Consider the following 20,840-nt stretch of genomic DNA (forward strand, 5'->3'; position numbering starts at 1 on the left):
GCCTTCTAGCTGTGAGTAGACCTGAACCATTAATTTTCCAATTTCGTGAAATTCGCTAAGCTTTGCATGTCGTATCGTGAATTCTGGTTTGCTCATTTGATTATATCCGTTAGTGAAGTAAATGTAGTAACTAATTAATGGACCACAATTTCATGTTTGTAAAGCAATCCTTTAAGCCCTTCTACACCAAAGACGGCTTTTTTTAATTTTGTTTTGGAAGGATCAATAGTATAATTGTAGCTGGTTTTGAAATTGGCCTTGTTGGCAATTGCTTTTGCAAATTCAGAACGGTATAAATCGCAATTTTCAAAAACAACTTCGGTCAAATCAGTGGACATAAAATCTACTGCAATTAAACTACAATTGGTAAATGATGTTCCTTTGATTTTTAAGGTATAAAATTTGGAAAAATCCAGGATGCAATCTGTGAAAGCAATTTCGAAAATTAGTTTGTCGCACATAGCAAAATTTACTTCTTTGATTTCGCATCGATTAAAAGTTACGGTTCTAAAGGCTACATAATTTATTTTTGCTTTGCTAAAAGTACAATCATTGAAAATGCAGTCAATAAAGGTAACTGCTAAAAATATACATTGAGAGAAATTACAATTGGTAAAAGTACAACACTCAAATTCCTTAAAATTGACTTCTTCTTCGCTATAAATGATATTATTATATTCAATATCTAGAAAATATTCTGGCATTTATGGGTTTTAAATTCAGGTTTAAGGCAACGATACTGCAACAAAGAAACAAAATTCTACAGCTATAAAATTCAGAATTTGAAATAATTATTTTAAAATTTTAAACTCTGTCAAAATCACCTTTCCAATTAATGATCGCTTTTTTAATTGCGATTCCGGAACGCTTTTCTTTCAAGGTACTTTCTGTAAGAGCTGGAAGCTCATCATCGGGCGCAAACCGTAAGGCGAATAGTTGATCATCATTTAATTGATATTCAAAATCTTCCAATCTTTTTCCTGTTAGAGAAAAATAGCGGTGTCGAAGTTCTAAACGTACAATTCGGTTTTGTAACGTCAATGCATAATGTTGGCGCATCATGAAAGCAAGATAGAACAGAACAACAAAAATAGCACTTATAAAAGACCAGATCAATTTGTCGTCAGTGGTAAAAATAAAATATACACTGAACGCCAGTAATGTCATTACTATTGGATAATAAACAAAATGATGAGGCGGATAGTACTGAATATGATTTTTATAGGATTGTGTTTCCATGATTTTCTTTTATCGTTTTTTAAAGATAGTCAAAACAACTTATTTTGCAGGAAACAGAATTTTTAATTGCCAGAAAACCAAAATTATATAAGTTTATAATTCGCAACCATTGCTAATTTAGAACTGCAAATTTTAATGTGGCTGTGAATGCCTGAAAATTACATTTAGGATGTTTTTTTATTTTTAATCTTTTTGGTATAAAAAGAATCACGACTCCTATTGATCCTTTATACTTTCAAAGTTTTTTATGGAAAAATATAGGAAACCGAAATTCCTCCGTAAAAATTCCGAGGATTTCCAGGGTAATAATACCTTGGCGGTGTGCTTCCGAAACTGACTGCATTGGGCAAAATACTTGCCGCATAATGGGTGTTTAAAGCATTGTTAATCCCAGTGGTCAGTTCTGTTTTTAGGAATTTGTGTATTTTAAAAGTGTAAGTTCCTTTTATGTCCAAAAGGCTATAGCCATCGCTATATTTCGAATTTTGATCGTTCATGGGAATTTTACCGACGCTTCTGAAGGAAGTATTCAAACTAAAACCGCTTTCGGTATTTATATCCACGCCCAAGTTCCATTGTACATCAGGAACTCCGGTAAGTGAATTACCGGAATAATCGGCATCGCCATCCACAAAATCCTTGAATTTAAAATTGTTAACCGTTCCTGAAAAATAGGGTGTGATTTGCCATTTTGAATTATTTAAAAGCCTATAATTTGTAAAAAATTCTATTCCAATATGGGAACTTTCTCCTGCATTAATACCCACATACTGGTCTTCGGCAATACGTCTGGCAACCAATAAGTTTGTGATTTGTGTACTGTAAAATATTAGTTCCGTATATAAATTATTGGACAACCAATTTCCTTTGAGACCCACTTCATAATTCCATCCGATCTCTGGTTTTAAATTAGTGTTTATCTGCCCTTCCGGAGTGAGTGTTTCAGCAACCGAAGGTACTGAGAAACCTTTACTGATTGAAGTATAAATGTTTTTGCCTTCCGCTACTTTATAAGACAGTCCGAGTCTGGGGGACCACACTTTTCCAAAAGTACCAGCAGTGGCTTGGTTTACAGTATTGTTTTTAAAAACATCTTCTAAGGAATATTTAGTTGTATTCAGTGCCAGACCGCTTTCTAAAAATAGTGTTTTCAAAAATTGAAGTTCTACTTGTAAAAAATAGTTGGTATAATTCCGATTCTGCTTTATAGTACTGAATTCGGCTCCTGCAATACTACCCTGGCCGGGCTGTGATACGTATAAATTTTCGAAAAGGGAAAAAACATATTTTTCGGATAACAATTCTGTTCCAATGGATGCCTCAAATGGCATGGAAAATAAACTTGTTTTGTAATTTATAGTGGAGCGAAACCCTAAGGAGTTTGTTTTTTCTTTTAAAATATCAAACGGTCTGTCTTCATTTGCCTTTTTTAAATGGGCAAAAACAACAGTTTTGGCTGACCATTTCTCTGAAAACTGATGACCGTATCCAATTCCCATCTGGAATTTATCAGAGGATTCATTTCCCTTGGCTGCAGCCCAGGTGGCAGCTGCCTTTTCAGGATGGTCTCTAAAATCATTTTCATTTAGGGAGCTTGGGATAAAAGCTTTTAGGCGGGTAAAAACTCCTAAATAAGTCAAACTTCCTTTGGCGTTTAATTTTTGTTTGCCGTGCAGGTTAAAAGATTTTCTGTCATAGGCACTATTAGCTCTAAAGCCTTCATTTTGTATATGGGTATAGCTGGAAAATAGATTTGCTTTTGCATCGCTAAAGCCTGCTGTAAGACTTTGTTTTATCAAGCCAAAACTACCATATGTGGTTACTGATTTTCCAAAGGATTCCCGCAAAGGAGTTTCTCGTGCAACCAAATGTAGTACACCACCCAATCCAGAACCAAAGCCAGTGGAATTAGGCCCTTTAATTATTTCAATGCTTCCAATAGTTTCCAAATCAATATCTTCAATTACTGTTTCACCTTCGCCACTGGTTAACGGAATATCTTCGAAATACGCTTTTACTTTATTGGTTCCGAATTGCGAACGAGCACCGATTCCCCGAATCGTAATTCTATTGGTATTCAGAGATCCCTGTTGCATGTATACTCCGGGGATTTTATTTAAAACGGAGGTGAGTATAACACCATCATTTTTGTTGAGATCCGTTCGCTCAATAAAGGATACAGCTGCTGCCGTATTTTGAATAGAAATTTTAATAGGCGATGCCTGCAGAATAATTTCAGAAAGAGTGATTGTGTCCTTTTGTATCTGACCAATAGCTGGCATCATACAAAATAGAAAAAAGACGAAAAGAGAAAAGGTACTTTTGTGCAAGGTTTATATCTTTATTAGAACTCAAAAATATAAATTTACCATTTACTTTTGAACGGGAAGGAATTAAATTTAATAAATAAGAGGTAAAATAAAAAACGCAATTGTCAGCTAATTTGGTAATTGCGTTTTATTTTATGAAGCAGACGGATTTTTGAAAACGAATATTATGTAACTTTAGAAAGCAATTATTGTGGGTTCTACCCAACTATTATGATTAAGGTCCTTATTTATTGTTTAAATTAAAAAAAATATAAAATGCTAAACCTACTAATCGAGCGAAAGATATATGCCTCTGAAGAGCATAAAATGATGCAGGCAATGATTCAGGAATTCATTGCAAATGATATAATAGACCATTTAGAGGAGTGGGAAAAAAATGGAATGGTATCCCGAGAAATATGGAAACGAGCAGGAGAATTGGGATTGTTGTGTCTGGATATGCCAGAACTATATGGGGGAGGAGGATTGGATTTTACATTTAATGCCCTGCTTGTTGAAGAGTTTGCTAAAATGGGGATAAATGGTCCGGGCTTTTCGTTGCATTCTGATATTGTAGCTCCTTATTTATTAAAATATGGAACTGAAATACAAAAGCAAAAGTATTTGCCGCTAATGGCCAAAGGTGCTATTATTACTGCTATTGCCATGACAGAGCCTAATTGCGGCAGTGATTTGAAAGCACTGCGCACCACTGCCGAAGATAAAGGGGATCATTACGTGGTGAATGGCCAAAAAACCTTTATCACTAATGGTTTTATGTGTGATATGGCTATAGTGGCTGTAAAAACCAATCATAATACAGAGCAGGAGGGCGTAACCTTACTTATTTTAGAATCGGCTATGGAAGGTTTCCAAAAAGGGATTCCACTAAAAAAAATTGGAATGAAATCTCAAGATACCGCAGAGTTGTTTTTTGATAATGTAAAAGTTCCAAAAGAGAACAGGCTTGGAGATGAAAAAGCAGGATTTAAAATTATGATGCAGGAATTGGCGCGTGAGCGTTTATCTGTCGGGATTACCGCAGTAGGTACCGCTGAAGGAGCAATCGAAAACACCATTGCCTATACTACACAGCGAACCGCTTTTAATACGCCTATTTCCGGATTTCAAAACACCCAATTTAAATTAGCAGAATGTGCTACCCAATTGCAAATCCATCAGGCCTTTTTAGACCGCTGCATAGCATTACAAGCAAAGGATCAGTTAACTGCAGAAAGTGCTTCGATGATTAAATATTCGGCAACGGAGATGTGTGGAAAAGTCGTTGATGAGTGTCTGCAATTATTTGGGGGTTATGGCTATATGTGGGATTATCCAATTGCCCGTATGTATGCCGATAATCGTGTGGCACGCATTTATGCCGGGACAAATGAAATTATGAAACTAGTCATTGCGCGTAAATTACTTAAAGATATTTGAGTTTTTTGTTGATTTTAATTATGTTAAAATTTTTCCCACAGGCAGGTACGGAATCCTTATTCTGCTACTGCGAAGTAGCTAGTTGCCAAAATAGTTACAGCTTTTGAAACTACTTTCTAATACTACGTAGCGTTCCAAGATAATAATAAAAGATCAGGTGTTTTTACCTGGAATGAATTTCAGATGTGATTTTATAAACAGTTATCGTAGGCTTATAAAATCGATAACCCTTGGATAATTTCTTTACTTATTTTACATAGATGTTATTTTTTTTGTACATTTAATATGTTGAATTTCAACATATTAAATAGCGTGTGTCTGCTTATTTTAGAAAACTAATTGCACTATCAACGGGTATAAATAAGTAAATTAAAATGAACAAATATAAAGTAGCTGTACAAGAATTAATTTCAGAGACTGGTATTACGATCAATGGTAATAGGCCGTATGATATACATGTCCATAATCCTGGATTCTATCAGCGTGTTTTAAGCCAGGGATCACTTGGCTTGGGAGAAAGTTATATGGAAGGCTGGTGGGATTGTGAAGATCTGGACACTTTTTTCAATAAAATATTTACAAATGGAATAGAAAAAAAAGTGCAGAATAATCGAAAGTTTTTTTGGTTATTCATTAAAGCAAAATTTTTTAATCTTCAAACTAAGTCTAAAGCGCTTCAATCAATTGCTCATCATTATGATATTGGCAACATGTTATATGAAAGCATGCTCGATCCTTTAATGATGTATTCCTGCGGTTATTGGGAAGGGGCATCCACATTAAGTGAAGCGCAGGAACAAAAATTAAAGTTGATTTGCGAGAAACTACAATTAAAACCGGGACAAAAGGTATTAGACATCGGTTGTGGGTGGGGTGGATTTGCTTATTATGCTGCGAAAAATTATAAAGTGAATGTGGTTGGTGTAACTATTTCAAAGGAGCAGCAAAAAGTAGCAATTGAACGTTGCAAAGGTTTGAATGTTGAAATTCGTTTTCAGGATTATAGAGATATTGATGAGAAATTTGATCGCATTGTATCTATTGGAATGTTAGAACATGTTGGGTATAAGAATTACGACAGATTCATGAAAGTTATTAGTAGTAATCTAACCGATAGCGGTCTCTGCTTACTGCATTTTATTGCCAGTAACAAAACGGATTTGAATGCTGACCCCTGGATTCATAAATATATTTTTCCCAGTGGGTTAATTCCTTCTTTGACCCAAATAGGAAAAGCAATGGAAGAAAAACTCTTACTGGAGGATTTGCATAACATTGGTTTACATTACTATTACACTTTAAAGGCATGGCAGGAAAATTTTAAAAAATCTAGAGAATTTTTAAAGAAGGAATATGATGAAACGTTTTGCAGAATGTGGAATTTTTATCTGGCAATCTCGGCAGCGTCCTTTAATTCAAGAAGATTAAATCTTTGGCAGATTGTGGTTGCTAAAACAAATTTTCAGGGGGAATATAAATCTATTCGATTTTAAGTACCGGAATCCTCTCGAACTTATTGCATCATTTTATGTAATCATTAAATTAAAATTTTATGGAAACCAGAATAAAATCAATTTGGGTGGGTTCAATTGCTTTTGGATTAATAAATATCCCTGTTAAATTATTTTCGGCAGTTCGAGAGAGCCATCTTGAAATGAATATGCTCGATAAGAATGATTTTTCTAATATTAAATTTAAGCGCGTTAACGAAAAGACGGACAAAGAAGTTGCTTATGCCGATATCGTAAAAGGATATAAATTGGACGATCAGTATGTTATCGTTGAAGATTCTGATTTTGAGGCTGCTGAAGCTGAAAAAACCAAAACTATTGCAATCATGAGTTTTGTTGCTGAAAACGAAATTGACAGTATTTATTATGAACAGCCCTATTATCTTGAACCCGATAAGGGAGCAATGAAAGCTTATGCATTGCTTCGAGATGCTCTACAAGCCTCGTCAAAAGTAGGGGTGGGCACAGTTATTTTAAGGAATAAAGAAAGTTTGGTCATTTTGAAAGCATACCAAAATGTTATCGTCCTTAACCGTATTCGATTTCAAGAAGAGATTCGCACTACTTCAGAATTAAAATTACCCCCGCTTTCTGAAATGAATACTAAAGAAATGGATATGGCTATTAAGTTAGTCGAACAATTAACCGAGAAGTTTGATATGACTATGTATAAGGACAATTATACAGCAAAACTTTTAAAAATTATTACCGATAAAGCAAAAGGTAAAAAACATGTTCCTCCTAAACTAGAAGTAGTACACAAGCAGTCTGATGATTTAATGGCTATGTTGAAAGCAAGCTTGGAAAACAAGAAAATCAAATCGTCTTAGAGCTGGTATTTTCAGAAATCTTTTTTATAATCATTTCTAAATTTGCTCCTTTGCCTAAGACTGGTTTCCATAAATCCCCTTTTTTGTCTAAGCGTTTCAATATATTTTTGATGGTAAATTGTGATGGCAATAATTTTTCATTTACTTCTCCCCATTCTAGAGGAGTTGAGACGGTGGCCCCGGGTCTGGGTCTCACGGAATAGGCCGAAGCCAAAGTCTGACCTCGTCTGTTTTGCAAAAAATCAATGTAAATTTTATTTTGTCTATTTTTAACTGTTCGGTTAACAGTCGTGGTTTGAGGCAGTCTGGAAACCACTTCATTTGCAATTAACTCAGAAAATAATTTAGCGGAATCATAACTGTATTGCGCACCTAACGGAATATAAATATGCATCCCTGTTGCTCCGGACGTTTTACAATAACATTCCGTTTCTAATTCATCCATTATTTTTTTTACAGTAAGCGCTGTGTTTACCACTTCTTTAAAATCATTTTTTGCTGGATCTAAATCTATAACAGCCCAATCTGGTTTGTCAATTTTCAAAATTGTTGAATTCCATGGATTTAATTCAATACAGCCTAAATTTGCCATATATAGTAAGGTTGCCTTGTCATTGCACAACAGATAATCAATGTATTTATCATTCGATTCTGAATAAATTTTCTCCGTTTTTAGCCATGACGGAATATTTTCCAAATTTACATCTTTCTGATAAAAACTTTCCCCTTTGGTACCATTAGGAAATCGATTCATTGATTCTGGACGGTCTTTTAGATAGGGTAATATAAATGCAGAAACGGTATCGTAATACTTTACAATGTCTCCTTTTGAAATACTATCATCAGGGAAAAATAGTTTGTTTTGATTGGTTAAGTGCAGATTTATCTCTCCCAATTGTATATAAAAATCATTTTCTTTTTTACTATTCATGGCAGTAATTTTTTCATTTAACTTAATTTGATCTTTTATCGGTTACTGAAAAAGTTATTTCTTTCGGTTTTTTATCTATTCGCAACCCCAGAAAAACGGGATGACGCAAATGGTAATCCTGAGTCCATTCAGTAAATTTTACCTGACAGACAAATTTTGGTTTGATCCATTTTACGGTATCGCGCAATAATATTTTTTCTTTTATTGGTGATTCATCAATAAAATAAGGCTTGAAATTTTCGTATAATTCCTTCAATGTATCTTCTTTAAAACCGGTACCACATTTTCCGATATACCTTAATTCGTTATGATCATACTGGGCCAATATAAGTGCAGCAAAATAACTTCTCGTAGTTTTTGATTCTGTTATTCCAATAATGATCGCTTCTTCCTGTTGTGAAATTCTTATTTTAAGCCAATTAGTACTTCTTTTTCCCGCTAGATAAAGGCTGTTCGCTTCTTTTGCCATGATACCTTCCCATTTTTTTTCAGCCAGGAGTTCATAAAATAAAATGCCTTTTTCAGATATATGTTGGGAATAGAGTACATTAGATAATTGGGATTTTCGCAGTAAAATTTCGACCAATTCTTTTCGTTGCACTAATGCCAGACCAGTAGTGTCGTTGCCATCTAAATTTAAAATATCAAAAACATAGTATTTTAATATTCCTTTTCCCGTTTTGATATAATTTTGTAATAGTTGAAAATCCGAACGTCCAGTTTCATCTTCAATAACAATTTCACCGTCAAGTACTGCAACATGATTTATTTTTTTTAATTCATCGGCTATTGTGCTGAAATTTTTATTAAAAGAAAGATGGTTGCGGCTATAAAGAGAAACCGTGTCCGGGTTAATAACAGCAATGGTTCTGTAGCCATCGTATTTGGCTTCAAAAATCCAATTGATTTTGTCAAATGGACTATCGATGCTATGAGCCAGCATTGGCTTAATAAATTCAGCCCTTCCATTTGTTTTAATTTCAATAGGTTTTTTATTGTTTGAATCGTTATTATCTTCTGCGCTCTTTTCTAAATCCTCTAAAGTTGCATTCGATAGTACAGATTTGTCTTTTTTTAAGATATTGACATCCGTAGCATTCGCATCATTTTTTTTAATTAAAAGCCATGTGTTATCTTCCTCGCTATTTAATTTAACCAATGAAAATTCACCTTTTAATTTTTTTCCTTTCAGTATAAAACTCAGATGTCCTTTTTTTAGATCTGTTTGTAATTTATTTTCAGTAGTTATTTTTGATTGCACCTCCGGTAATGTATACGTTCCGTTATCCCAGACAATCACAGTACCGGCTCCATAATTTCCTTTTGGAATCCTTCCTTCAAAATCCTTGTATGCATACGGATGATCCTCTACCATAATCGCAAGTCGTTTGTCGTTTGGATTCATCGACGGACCTTTCGGTATTGCCCAACTTTTTAAAACACCATTTAATTCTAAACGAAAGTCATAATGTAAATGTGAGGCAGCATGTTTTTGAACGACAAAAATCAAGTCCTTTTGTGAGTTTTCGACTTCCGCTTTGGGTTCCCCGGTGGAATTAAAATTACGTTTCTGATTGTATTTATCCAACATCATTGCAAGTTGATTTAGTACTGAATCTATAGTAGAAACCATCCTGTAAATTTAATAATTATTAACGTAATTTACGGATTTAAAGTGCTGTATTGGTGATTGTTGTGTTTTGTTTTAAACCAAAGGAATGGCAAGATTCAGTAAGATGAGTTTTACTATTTATGCCTTATCGGTTATGTTTTAGTGGTACTATTGCATATCGCATTACAGAATATGATTTTTTTGCTTATCAATTCAAGATGAAACATAGTATTTGATGTTGTATTACAGCGACATGGGGGATTGTTCCGACTTGAACCGCATATACTGGTCGAAATTGGAGTTTAATGTAATGATGGATAATGATTAAATTAAAATTCCTAAGCTGGCAAAGCGTACTGGTTAGTTAAAGAAATGGAGAACATCGATGCGGTAACCGGAGATTTATTTTTGGAACGACCGGGCAAGGCTGGACCTGTAAAACGAGATAGGGTAGGATCCAACGAAAAAAAGCCCTTTGAAAAATCCAAAGGGCTAGTAATTGAAAACAGAATTATTTTTTTGATTCTTCTACAGAAACTTTTCTAAACTCTTTTAAAAGTTTCTCCAGATCTAAAGTTGATTTACGTGCTCTTGTTCCGGCAGCTTTGTTTCCTTTTTCGATGTGTAATTCAGATTCGGTTTTAAATGTCTCGATTTCGGCTGTAATTTTTGCGAATAAATCTTTCATAATAGTGCGTTATTTAAATTAAGTGACAAAAATAGAAGTTTGATTAGTATGTAGGAATAATTTGCTGTTAAAATTAGTGTTATTTTTTTTGCAGTAATTGATCCTATGCTGAATATTGAAGATTCAAAGTTGAAATAATAAAGATAAAGAGGCTCCTATGTCTTCCATAAACTAGATGAAAAAACGAAAGGATTATTAGAGTACCAATTTAACAATTGCAGAGGTTCTAGCATGGCTTTGACCATTCTCAATCGTTCAAAAAGTTCTTCAATAGAATTTTTAGCATCTAACGTTTATTCTTTTTCAATCTCAATTTCAATGGCTTTAAGAAAGATTAAGTACGCTTTTTGTGGATCTATTAGGATTTAATTTAATCTGAAAAATTTCTTTTTCCCGAATAATAAAAACAAGAAGCTTTTTACTTTTTCCTCAAGAGAAGAACGTAAAATAGAAAAAGCTTTGGTAATTTGGGCTTCGACTGTTTTTATTGATACGTTAAGATGTTCCGCTATTTCAATATTAGTCAAACCCTCTTGTTTACTTAAAATGAAAACTTCTTTGCATTTTGGAGGAAGATTCTGGATTTCTTTTTTTACAACTGTAAGTACTTTATCAAATGACTCCGAATCCTCTTCGATGACAATTGAATTTAATGCCTCATGATAGTTTTTTTCTAGGGTAAAAAGAGATTGATTTTTCCGATATTGATCTATAAACTCATTATATACTGATTTATATAAGAAACTTTTAATCGAATGATTAGGCTTCAACCGGCCGCGTTGTTCCCATGTTCTGACAAAAACATTTTGAACAATATCTTCCGCAGTATATGCATTTTTAATGAGGCTGTTTGCATACACACAAAGCCTATGATGATAGTTATCTATCAGATAAGAAAATGCTTTTTCATCACCGCTTCTGAGCGATTCAAGTAAAACATCATTATCATTATAATCTTCCCTTTTCATGAAAACAAATAAAAGAAATAATAATTAAATATTTATCAAAAACAAAAATATATTATGAAATTGTTAGGGTTTTTCTTTTTTGCCTCGTAATAATAATAAAAATAGTATAAAAAGGCTATAAAAGTTAGAGCGACTTATTACTGACTGCGTCAAGAATAAATAGAAAATAGCAGTAAAAAGGGATTCATTTCTAGTGAAAGTTAGTCTGCTTTAGAAACAAAACATAAAAACATATTATGTCTAATACAATTGAAAAAATAAAATGCCTGATTAACGGGTGATGCTGCAGATCATATGTATCGTCAGGCAATCACTATTGCCGGACAGGTTGTATGGCTGCTCTGGATACTGAAAGGTATTTGGCTTCCATAGAACACTATCAATTTCAACAATACATTACTAAGTAGTCTATTTTAATGTATCCGAATTAAAAATGATCCGGATTAGTTAAACAAAAACAAAAAAAGATTATCAAATTGTTAGGGTTTTGTTTTTTTGCTTCGTAATAGTAATAAAAAGAATAAAATGACAGTAAATAAGTCAGAACGATTAATTGTGAAATTTATCACAAATCAAGCCAATCACGAAGAAATCGAAATTCTTACTAAATGGCTTGAAGATACGGATAATCAAAAAGTATTTAAGGATTTTGTAAAAACCAATTATGCTATTGATTATGCGATGCATACGTTTGATACAGCAGAAGCTAAAAAACAACTGATACAAAAAATCAGACAAGACAATAGTGTTTTTTACAACCGAAGAGTACAATCCTATTTTAAATATGTAGCTATACTGGTATTATTTATTGGGTTAGCCTATTTCTTTCAAAAAAATAATTTATTTGAACAAAAAGACAATGTATTAATTCCTAAAGAAGAGGCAATTACTTTACTATTAGGGGATGGAAGTGTACAGACAATTAATCCTTCCGGTTCTAGTAACGTTACCGATAAATTTGGTAAAATAATTGGAAAACAAGACAAAAGTAAAATCAGTTACAATGATGAAGTTTCGGCTGAGCGTTTAGTTTACAATACATTAAAAATACCTTACGGAAAACGTTTTGGGGTAGAACTATCAGACGGAACTATTGTACACCTGAATTCAGGAACTTCACTGAGATACCCTGTGAAATTTATTAAAAATAAAAACCGACAGGTTTTCTTGACAGGAGAAGCTTTTTTTGAAGTTGCCAAAGACAAAGCACATCCTTTTACTGTAAATACGCAAGAAATGAATGTTGAGGTGTTGGGTACCAAATTTAACGTAAGTACTTATAAAGAAGATAGTACAACAGATGTTGTTCTTGTTGAAGGTAAAGTAGGGCTTTATAAAGATCAAAAAACAAAGGATAATTGGGTTAAGTTAACACCTGGTTTAAAAGGTTCTAACATTAAAGGTCAGCAAAACATTACTACCGAAAAAGTAAATACCGATATTTATACAGCTTGGATAGATGGAAATTTAGTGTTCAAAAATATGACTTTTGATGCTATCATCAAAAAACTGGAACGGCATTACAATGTGACTTTTGTAAATAAAAATAAAACCCTTAGCAAGGAAATTTTCAATGCACGTTTTGATGAAAAAGAATCTATTAATGTTGTGCTGAAGTATTTTAGTGATAGTTATGCTATTGACTATGAGGTAAAAGACAATAAAGTCATAATACGATAAAAATTAAAAAACAAAAAAGAATGCCTATGTAACAAAAATCCGGAAAAAAGGATCGTTTGTTTTAAAAAAAAAAACCGGAAAATGCGTCAACATTTCCCGGTCTATAGACGCGATCAGCTAACTAAACTAACCACAATTAAAAACATTTAAAAGTATGAAAAAACTCTTGAACAAAATCAGGTTTGATAAGCCTTTTTTTAAATTTGATTTAAAAATGAAACTAACCACATTATTTTTATTGACCAGTTTGTCTGTAATGCATGCCAGCGTAACGTATTCGCAAAAAAAGGCCAAAATGTCTTTTTATGCTATTAACATGACGGTTGCAAAAGTTATTGAAAAGATTGAATACACTACCGATTTTAGATTTGTATATAATGTAAGATCGGTTGATTTAGAGCGCAAAATTGACATCAAAGCAAATGATGTTTCTATGGAGACGATCTTAAACACGATCTTTAAAAATACGGGTACCGATTTTAAAATTACTGGTACTCATATTATTTTAACGCCTAAAACTGCAGTAGCAGAAATACAGCCTGTACGAGCAAAAAAAGATCAGGATTTTATTGTAAAGGGTAAAGTTACCGATGAAAAAGGCGTACCATTAGTTGGGGCTGCAGTTTCTGATAATGGTTCAGGCAGAGGTGTGGCGACAGATTTTAATGGTGAATATCAGATTATTGCAGTTAGCAGCGAAACTACAATAGCTTTTAGTTACATCGGATTTGTAAGACAGGAAATTAAAGTTCAGGGCAGAGCTGTAATTAATGTAACTCTTAAAGAAGAAACACTTGAGTTAGGAGAAATACTAGTTACGGGATATCAGAATATTTCTGCTGAACAAGCAACAGGATCATTTTCAAAACTAAAATCTGAAGATTTTAAAGAGCAGCGTTTAAGTAGCTTAGACGCAGTTTTAAAAGGACGTATTGTTGGATATCAGGACGGAAAACTTCGTGGAACAACTTCTATGAATGGTTTAACAACGCCTTTGTATGTAATTGACGGTTTTCCAATAGAGAATACAAAGTTCAATCAATATTTTAATATAGAAGAAAATCTTCCAAACTTAAACTTAGAAGATATAGAAAGTATTACAATACTGAAAGATGCAGCAGCATCATCTATCTACGGTGCGCGTGCAGCTAATGGCGTTGTCGTAATCACGACTAAAAAAGCCAAAGCAGGAAAAACTAATATCTCTTTTTCAAGCAATTTAACGGTTACTCCTTATAGAAATTTTACAGGAAACCTTACTGATTCAGCTGATATTATTGGTTTAGAAAGAGCATGGGCAACAGGAAATCCTAATTTACAAGGTGCAAATAGCAGTACTTATGCTAATTCATTATTGCAAAATGCCGTTTTTACAAGTCAGGGAATGCAGACATTGTTAAATGGTTATGCAGGAAAAATTCCGCAGGTAGAAATGAATAATCGTTTAGACCAACTGGGGTCTCAGGGATATAAATATTACGATGACGTTGCCAAATACGCAAAACGCGATCAATACTTTATTCAGCACAACGTAAGTTTAGGTAAAGCAACAGAAACAAATAGTTTTAACGCTTCTTTGACTTACAAAGGAAATAAATTTGAAGATAGATATTCTGAAAACGAATCCGTTGGTATCAACTTGAAAAATTCAACCGAAATCAACAGCTGGTTGTCTTTAGACTTGGGAACTTATATTAACTACAGTAAGGGCAATACACAAAGTTATAATGCTTTTTCTCCAGAATTTAAATATCAGCCGTACAACCAATTAGTGAATGCTGATGGTTCTAATTTTACTTCAACCGCAGCATCTCGTTACAATGATTTTACGCTTCAATCGATGCAAAATTATGACTTGTACAATATGGACATCACACCAATGGATGAATTGGGAAGAAATCTAAATGAAACTAAAAATTTCGTGAACAGGACTTTTGCAAAATTTAATGTGAAATTTAGTAAAGCAATTACATACAACGCAATGTTTCAGTATGAATATGGTGCTGATCGTACCAGTTACTTAAGAGACAAAGAATCGTTTAGTGTTAGAAATCAGGTTAATGGTTTGGTAACTGTTGCGTCTAATAAGGCTGTCAATAATTTACCTTACGGTGATATTTTAAAAGAAACGAATCAGTTTTCTAATGCTTACAACTTCCGTCAGCAGTTAAATTTTGATCAGACTTTTAAAGATGTACATGATGTAACCGCAATTGCAGGTATGGAAATGCGTCACACAAAGGCGGAGTACGGCGATAACACACGATACGGATGGGATGAGCAGACATTATCGTTTACACCGGTAAATCAGGTAGATTTATTGAAAGTTTACGGAACTGTTTTTAACGGTTATTTATTTCAAAACGATTTTTCTGCAGAACGTGAATTGGTAAATCGTTATGTATCATTTTATGGAACTGGAGGTTATTCTTATAACAGAAGATATTCTGTAACAGGAAGTTTGCGTTGGGACCGTTCTAATCTATGGGGAACAGATAACAAATATCAAAACAAACCAACCTGGTCTACAGGAGCGGCATGGAATATTGACAGAGAATCGTTTTTTGATGTCTCATGGGTAAATGCACTTAAACTTCGTGCTTCGTATGGTATTGGAGGAAATGTAGCTAAAGATTCTGCACCTTATCTTACTGCATATTATTATGCGAATCCGAATGTTGGAGGAAATCAGGGAGGTATCAATTCAAGACCTAACCCAGAATTATCTTGGGAAAAAACGACAACAACCAACATAGGTTTAGATTTTTCATTCTTTAAAAACAGATTGGGCGGAACAGTAGACTTCTACAACAAAAAAGGGGAAGATTTATTAGCCAGCAGTACCGGAATTCCAACAGAGGGCTGGGGATATTCTACATACACCCTGAATAATGGAAAAATGACGAATAAAGGTTTTGAAGTTAGTTTAAAAGGAACAATCATTAAAACACCTTCTTTATCTTGGGATGCGTCAGTTTTATATGCTAACAACAAAAACGAAGTAACCTATGTAAATGTTAAAGCTCCGGTTTATTTCCTGCAATTAGATTACCCGTCAGCGTATCCTAGAATTGGTAAAAATTTTAATTCTATTTACGGGTACAAATGGGCAGGCTTAAGCAGCACAGGTTTACCTCAGGTTTATGATGCGTCTGGAACTGCAGTTATTTATAATCCAAGTGATTTAGAGGCAATCCATGATTATGGTTCAACGGTACCTACTCATAGCGGATCATTTCATACATCGGTAAACTATAAAAGTTTCTCGCTTTCAGCACTTTTTATCTACGAGTTAGGACATAAAATCAGAAATACATTTTTACCAATGCTAAACAATAATTATTCTGGGGCATTGGGTGATTATGTAACAGATATAACGGTTGTGAATAAAAATATCGAAAACCGCTGGCAGCAGCCGGGTGACGAAGCATTTACAAATGTACCTCGTGCAGTATACGAATACGAATCAGATTTCACTTCAGATTCTCGTGACATTTATCGTAATGCAGATATCAATATTCTTGATGCTTCAAATGTGAGATTGAGCAATGTTTCGCTGGCGTATCAACTGCCTTCAGCCATTATCAAAAGAGTAAAATTACAAGACGTACGCTTCAATCTGAATGCAGAAAATGTTTTTACTGTAGCCAAAAGCAGAGATGCTAAATATCTTTTAAATGGCTTTCAATCTCCAAGTTTAGTTTTTGGTGTAAACGTTAATTTCTAATTTAAAAAGACTACACGATGAAAAAAATATATATAAAGACAGTATTGATATTAGCATTAGGATTGACTCTCACATCTTGCGATAGTTATTTGGACGATGTGCCAAAAGGGAATAAAGTACCTACAACTTTAGCAGATTTTGAAGCTTTTATTCGCGATGAATACGCGAACCAAAGCGTGGATGTTACACAAGCATTAAACTTGTTGAACGATAAATATGTGACAATAGCCGGATTATCTGCCGACCGATTGGTAAAAGCCAATTATATGTGGGATGAAACTGCTGACCGTATAGATTTAAATCGAGCAGACGAAAGAAGCTATTATGGACAATATGCTGGAATTTCAACTTTCAATTTAATTATCGAGAATGCTTTAACTTCGACTGAAGCTACTGAAGAACAAAAAAGAGCAGTTTGGGCGGAAGCAAAAGTTTTGCGTGCTATGTCTTACTTTAATGTAGTAAATTTCTATGCGGATACTTATGTAGCAGCAACTGCCGGTACAAAATTATCAGTGCCTTTAATTACAAGTGCTGTTATTAATGCACCAAGTAAACAAGTAAGTATTCAGGAAATGTACGATTTCATTTTGGCAGATGTAAAAGAGGCTTTACCTTATTTACCAAAGGTTTCTCAAACTGCTTTACACCCAAATTTAGGAGCAGGTTACGCTTTTTATTCACGCGTTTATTTACAAATGAATAATTATACAGAGGCTTTAAAATATGCCGATTTGGCTTTGGCAGAGAATGATAAACTATACGATTGGACCGCTTATTATGATGCTAATAAAGCAATCATACAGGTTCCAAATTCGTATACCACAACAGTATCTCCTATGGGGTATAATTATGTAGAGAATTACAATTTTCGTCATGGCGCCATTGCTCGTTTAACAACAGAAAATGATATTCCGGTAGAACGTGCGCAGCGTTTTGAAACTGGAGATGCTCGTTTCTTGTCTCGTTGGAAAATTAGAACCGTTGGTGCTGAAACGTATTACAGAAGAACCTTGTCTGGCAACTTTAATTATGGAGGTATTACAACTGTAGAAGTTTATTTGATTAAAGCGGAATGTTTCGCTCGTGCCAATCAATTAAATGACGCGATGGATCTATTAAATACAGTTCGTAAAACACGGATACTTCCAAGTGCATATCAGGATTTAACGGCTGCAGATAAAACGGCTGCTATCAACGCTATTTTGAAAACTAAAAACAACGAGCTTATTTTAACTTTAATTCCGTTTAGCGATGCCCGCCGTTTAAATGCAGAGGGTGTTTATAAAGTTAGTTTTACTAAAGTTAATAGTGGCACAACCTATACGTTATCCTCAGATTCTTATCTATGGACTATGCCTTTTCCTCAAGGTGCGACAAAAAATCCAGGAAATGGAACTATAACTCAAAATGTAGCTAAATAAATAACTAAAAGCTTCCTGATTAGGAATTCCAAAACGGAAGCTTTTTCTAAAAAAATCAATCAAAAATGAATGCAATTAAATATAAAATAGTAGGACTGTGTATCTGTTTGTTTATGGTTTCATACAACAATCAGGCACAAAATAGAAAAGCAATTCCATCTTCATCTTATACTCTTGAAGGGACGATTAAAGGACTTCAAGAAGGAACGGTAGTAACATTAGTTCCTGGAGCGACACACTCCTCTGAATCAGCAGTGGCTGAAACCACAATTAAAGAGGGCAAATTTACTTTTACAGGAAAGCTAAAAGAACCTCGTTTGTTTTATGCAACGTTTGGAAAAAATAAAGGATTCATTCCAGTTTTAGTTGAAAATTCTAAAATAAAAGTAACAGCAGAAGCCGAAGTTTCAAAACAGGAAGATGAAAGAATTAACTTTAAAAATGAGGTTATTTCAGGATCGAAATCGCATGATTATTATAGTAAGGAAACAGCTTTTCGATTAGATTTGGAGAAAGACTACCAAGAGTATCATAAAGGTACTGAAGAGCTGGGTATACTATATTCGAAGGCAAGAGTTGCAGGAAATAATAAAGTAATGGATTCTATTGGAAATTCAGTAGAATGGAAAAATTTTGAAGCAAAAGAAAAAGCATTTTTTGCCAAAGTGCAGTCAAGTTCAGAAAACCTTATTTCGAAACATAAAGCGACCTGGTGGGGACCATTTTTCATGATGATGCAATACAGTTATTTTACTCCGGAGCAAAAACCAATTTTTGAACAATTTTCAGAAACGGCTAAGAAAAGTTATTACGGACAATTGGTTAATAAAGATTTGAACCCAAAATCATTAATTGGAACAAGTGTTGCTAATTTTGGATTGAAAGATAAAGACGGAAAACCATACAATGTAAAAGAAATCGTTTCAGGAAAAAAATACATTCTAATTGATTTTTGGGCTTCATGGTGTGCACCTTGCCGCAAAGAAATTCCGAATTTAAAAACGGCTTATGCTAATTATTCAGACAAAGGATTTGAAATTTTAAGTATTTCAATTGATAAAGATGATAAAGCTTGGTTGAAAGCTTTAGGTCAAGAAAACATGCAGTGGCATAATCTTTTGGATGATGATAAAGTAAGCAAAGCATTTAATGTAAAAGCAATTCCTGCAACTTATCTAGTCGATAGTAAAGGTGTCATTATCGGAGATAATTTAAGAGGTGAAGCTTTAGAAGAAAAATTGAAAGAATTATTGAAATCATAATTTGACCTCATAAACAAAAAAATATAATGAAAAACACAATTTTAAAATCAGGTTTATTGGCGTTAGCGCTGATAAGCACAGTTACTTCGTGCTCTAAAAAAGAGGAAGGTTTTACTATAAACGGTACAATTGCCGGATTGAAAGACGGAACCGTTTATTTGGAATTTGCGGAAGGTGATAAAAAAATCCAAGATTCAGCCAATGTCGTAGATGGTCATTTTACTTTTAAAGGTAAAGTGGCGGAACCTTTATTATATTCTGTAAAACTAAAAGGCACAGAATTTGGAACTAATTTTTTACTGGATAACGAGCTGATAACTTTTACTGCTAAAAAGGATTCTCTTTTTAAAGCTAAAATTTCTGGTGCTGCTCAGGATTCAATCTATCAATCATTTTATAAAAATGAATTTAAAAAGATTCAGAATATTGCAGGTCCGGTTTATAAAGCGTCTGATTCCTTAACTCAAAATGGAAAAGTAAAACTGACTCCGGAACAAAAAGTAGTAATAGATAAGCGTTGGGCAGATTTGCAGGCTTTTGCAGACAATCTTACCGATAAATTTATCAAAGGCCATAAAGACAAACTTGCTGCAGCTTTAATAATTAGTGATCGTGTTGTATCCTACGGAACGCCTGAGCAGGTAAAAAAATACTACGCTGTTTTATCTCCGGAAGTTCAAAAATCATATTACGGAAAACAATTAAAAGCAACAATAGATCTTAATGATAAAACTGCCATAGGTGTTACTGCTCCTGAATTTTCTCAAGCCGATCTAAACGGGAAAATTGTAAAATTATCGGATTACAAGGGAAAGTATGTTTTAGTTGACTTTTGGGCAAGCTGGTGTGGACCGTGCCGAAAAGAAAATCCAAATGTAGTTTTGGCTTATAAAACATATCACGAGAAAGGATTTAATGTTTTAGGAGTTTCATTGGATGATAAAAAGAATCTTTGGGAAAAAGCAATCGAAAAAGATGGTTTGACCTGGACACATGTTTCTGACTTAAAAGGTTGGAAAAATGATGTTGCCGTCATGTATGGCGTAAAAATGGTTCCTACTAATTACTTAGTTGGTCCTGACGGAAAGATTGTTGCTAAAAATCTAAGAGAAGCTGAACTTCAATCAAAATTGAAAGAAATTTTCAGTAAATCATAATCAATTTTTCATGTAAAATATAAAACGATTGTTGCTTCAATGATCGTTTTATATCCTTATTC

Annotated in this window: 15 protein-coding genes; 8 read left to right on the forward strand and 7 right to left on the reverse strand. The window is 33.8% G+C overall.

Annotation, left to right across the window (positions count from 1 at the left end; all coding sequences use genetic code 11):
- Positions 1 to 134: 134 nt before the first annotated feature.
- From ACNQGN_RS06150 to ACNQGN_RS06160, 3 genes are all read right to left on the reverse strand, one after another.
- Complete coding sequence (locus tag ACNQGN_RS06150; RefSeq protein WP_417986966.1) at positions 135 to 704, reverse strand: pentapeptide repeat-containing protein; 570 nt, start codon at positions 702 to 704, stop codon at positions 135 to 137.
- A gap of 100 nt (positions 705 to 804) precedes the next feature.
- Complete coding sequence (locus tag ACNQGN_RS06155) at positions 805 to 1,239, reverse strand: DUF6526 family protein (protein ID WP_417986967.1); 435 nt, start codon at positions 1,237 to 1,239, stop codon at positions 805 to 807.
- 245 nt (positions 1,240 to 1,484) lie between these two features.
- Positions 1,485 to 3,524 (reverse strand): TonB-dependent receptor family protein, encoded by a 2,040-nt coding sequence (locus ACNQGN_RS06160; RefSeq protein WP_417986968.1) that lies wholly within the window; start codon positions 3,522 to 3,524, stop codon positions 1,485 to 1,487.
- A gap of 300 nt (positions 3,525 to 3,824) precedes the next feature.
- On the opposite strand from ACNQGN_RS06160, the gene ACNQGN_RS06165 reads away from it, so the two are divergent.
- The 3 genes from ACNQGN_RS06165 to ku all read left to right on the forward strand — a co-directional run bounded on the left by ACNQGN_RS06165 (position 3,825) and on the right by ku (position 7,329).
- Positions 3,825 to 4,988, forward strand: a complete 1,164-nt coding sequence (locus ACNQGN_RS06165) for an acyl-CoA dehydrogenase family protein (RefSeq protein ID WP_417986969.1) — start codon at positions 3,825 to 3,827, stop codon at positions 4,986 to 4,988.
- 374 nt (positions 4,989 to 5,362) lie between these two features.
- Positions 5,363 to 6,481, forward strand: a complete 1,119-nt coding sequence (cfa, locus tag ACNQGN_RS06170) for a cyclopropane fatty acyl phospholipid synthase (protein ID WP_417986970.1) — start codon at positions 5,363 to 5,365, stop codon at positions 6,479 to 6,481.
- Between the two features lie 59 nt (positions 6,482 to 6,540).
- Positions 6,541 to 7,329 carry a non-homologous end joining protein Ku gene (gene ku, locus ACNQGN_RS06175; RefSeq protein WP_417986971.1) on the forward strand — a complete coding sequence of 263 codons (789 nt, stop codon included), beginning with the start codon at positions 6,541 to 6,543 and terminating at the stop codon, positions 7,327 to 7,329.
- On the opposite strand, the gene ligD (ACNQGN_RS06180) is transcribed toward ku, so the two are convergent.
- From ligD (ACNQGN_RS06180) to ACNQGN_RS06195, 4 genes are all read right to left on the reverse strand, one after another.
- Positions 7,316 to 8,260 carry a non-homologous end-joining DNA ligase gene (gene ligD / locus ACNQGN_RS06180; RefSeq protein WP_417986972.1) on the reverse strand — a complete coding sequence of 315 codons (945 nt, stop codon included), beginning with the start codon at positions 8,258 to 8,260 and terminating at the stop codon, positions 7,316 to 7,318. The genes ku and ligD (ACNQGN_RS06180) overlap by 14 nt on opposite strands.
- A gap of 22 nt (positions 8,261 to 8,282) precedes the next feature.
- The gene (gene ligD, locus ACNQGN_RS06185; RefSeq protein ID WP_417986973.1) at positions 8,283 to 9,893 is read right to left on the reverse strand and encodes a non-homologous end-joining DNA ligase; all 1,611 of its coding nucleotides are present in this window, start codon (positions 9,891 to 9,893) and stop codon (positions 8,283 to 8,285) included.
- A gap of 490 nt (positions 9,894 to 10,383) precedes the next feature.
- A complete protein-coding gene (locus ACNQGN_RS06190; RefSeq protein WP_417955597.1) occupies positions 10,384 to 10,560 on the reverse strand; it encodes a histone H1 in 177 nt (58 codons plus the stop codon).
- A gap of 365 nt (positions 10,561 to 10,925) precedes the next feature.
- Positions 10,926 to 11,528, reverse strand: a complete 603-nt coding sequence (locus tag ACNQGN_RS06195; RefSeq protein WP_417986974.1) for an RNA polymerase sigma factor — start codon at positions 11,526 to 11,528, stop codon at positions 10,926 to 10,928.
- 525 nt (positions 11,529 to 12,053) lie between these two features.
- On the opposite strand from ACNQGN_RS06195, the gene ACNQGN_RS06200 reads away from it, so the two are divergent.
- From ACNQGN_RS06200 to ACNQGN_RS06220, 5 genes are all read left to right on the forward strand, one after another.
- On the forward strand, positions 12,054 to 13,208 hold the full coding sequence (locus tag ACNQGN_RS06200; protein WP_417986975.1) for a FecR family protein: 1,155 nt from the start codon (positions 12,054 to 12,056) through the stop codon (positions 13,206 to 13,208).
- Between the two features lie 214 nt (positions 13,209 to 13,422).
- The gene (locus ACNQGN_RS06205; RefSeq protein ID WP_417986976.1) at positions 13,423 to 16,935 is read left to right on the forward strand and encodes a SusC/RagA family TonB-linked outer membrane protein; all 3,513 of its coding nucleotides are present in this window, start codon (positions 13,423 to 13,425) and stop codon (positions 16,933 to 16,935) included.
- 17 nt (positions 16,936 to 16,952) lie between these two features.
- On the forward strand, positions 16,953 to 18,359 hold the full coding sequence (locus ACNQGN_RS06210) for a RagB/SusD family nutrient uptake outer membrane protein (protein ID WP_417986977.1): 1,407 nt from the start codon (positions 16,953 to 16,955) through the stop codon (positions 18,357 to 18,359).
- Positions 18,360 to 18,424: 65 nt separating this feature from the next.
- The gene (locus ACNQGN_RS06215) at positions 18,425 to 19,621 is read left to right on the forward strand and encodes a redoxin domain-containing protein (RefSeq protein ID WP_417986978.1); all 1,197 of its coding nucleotides are present in this window, start codon (positions 18,425 to 18,427) and stop codon (positions 19,619 to 19,621) included.
- Positions 19,622 to 19,647: 26 nt separating this feature from the next.
- Entirely contained in the window at positions 19,648 to 20,778 is a 1,131-nt protein-coding gene (locus tag ACNQGN_RS06220; RefSeq protein ID WP_417986979.1) for a redoxin domain-containing protein, read from the forward strand.
- Positions 20,779 to 20,840 lie beyond the last annotated feature (62 nt).

The sequence above is a fragment of the Flavobacterium rhamnosi genome, assembly GCF_048286515.1.
Classification (GTDB): Bacteria; Bacteroidota; Bacteroidia; order Flavobacteriales; family Flavobacteriaceae; genus Flavobacterium.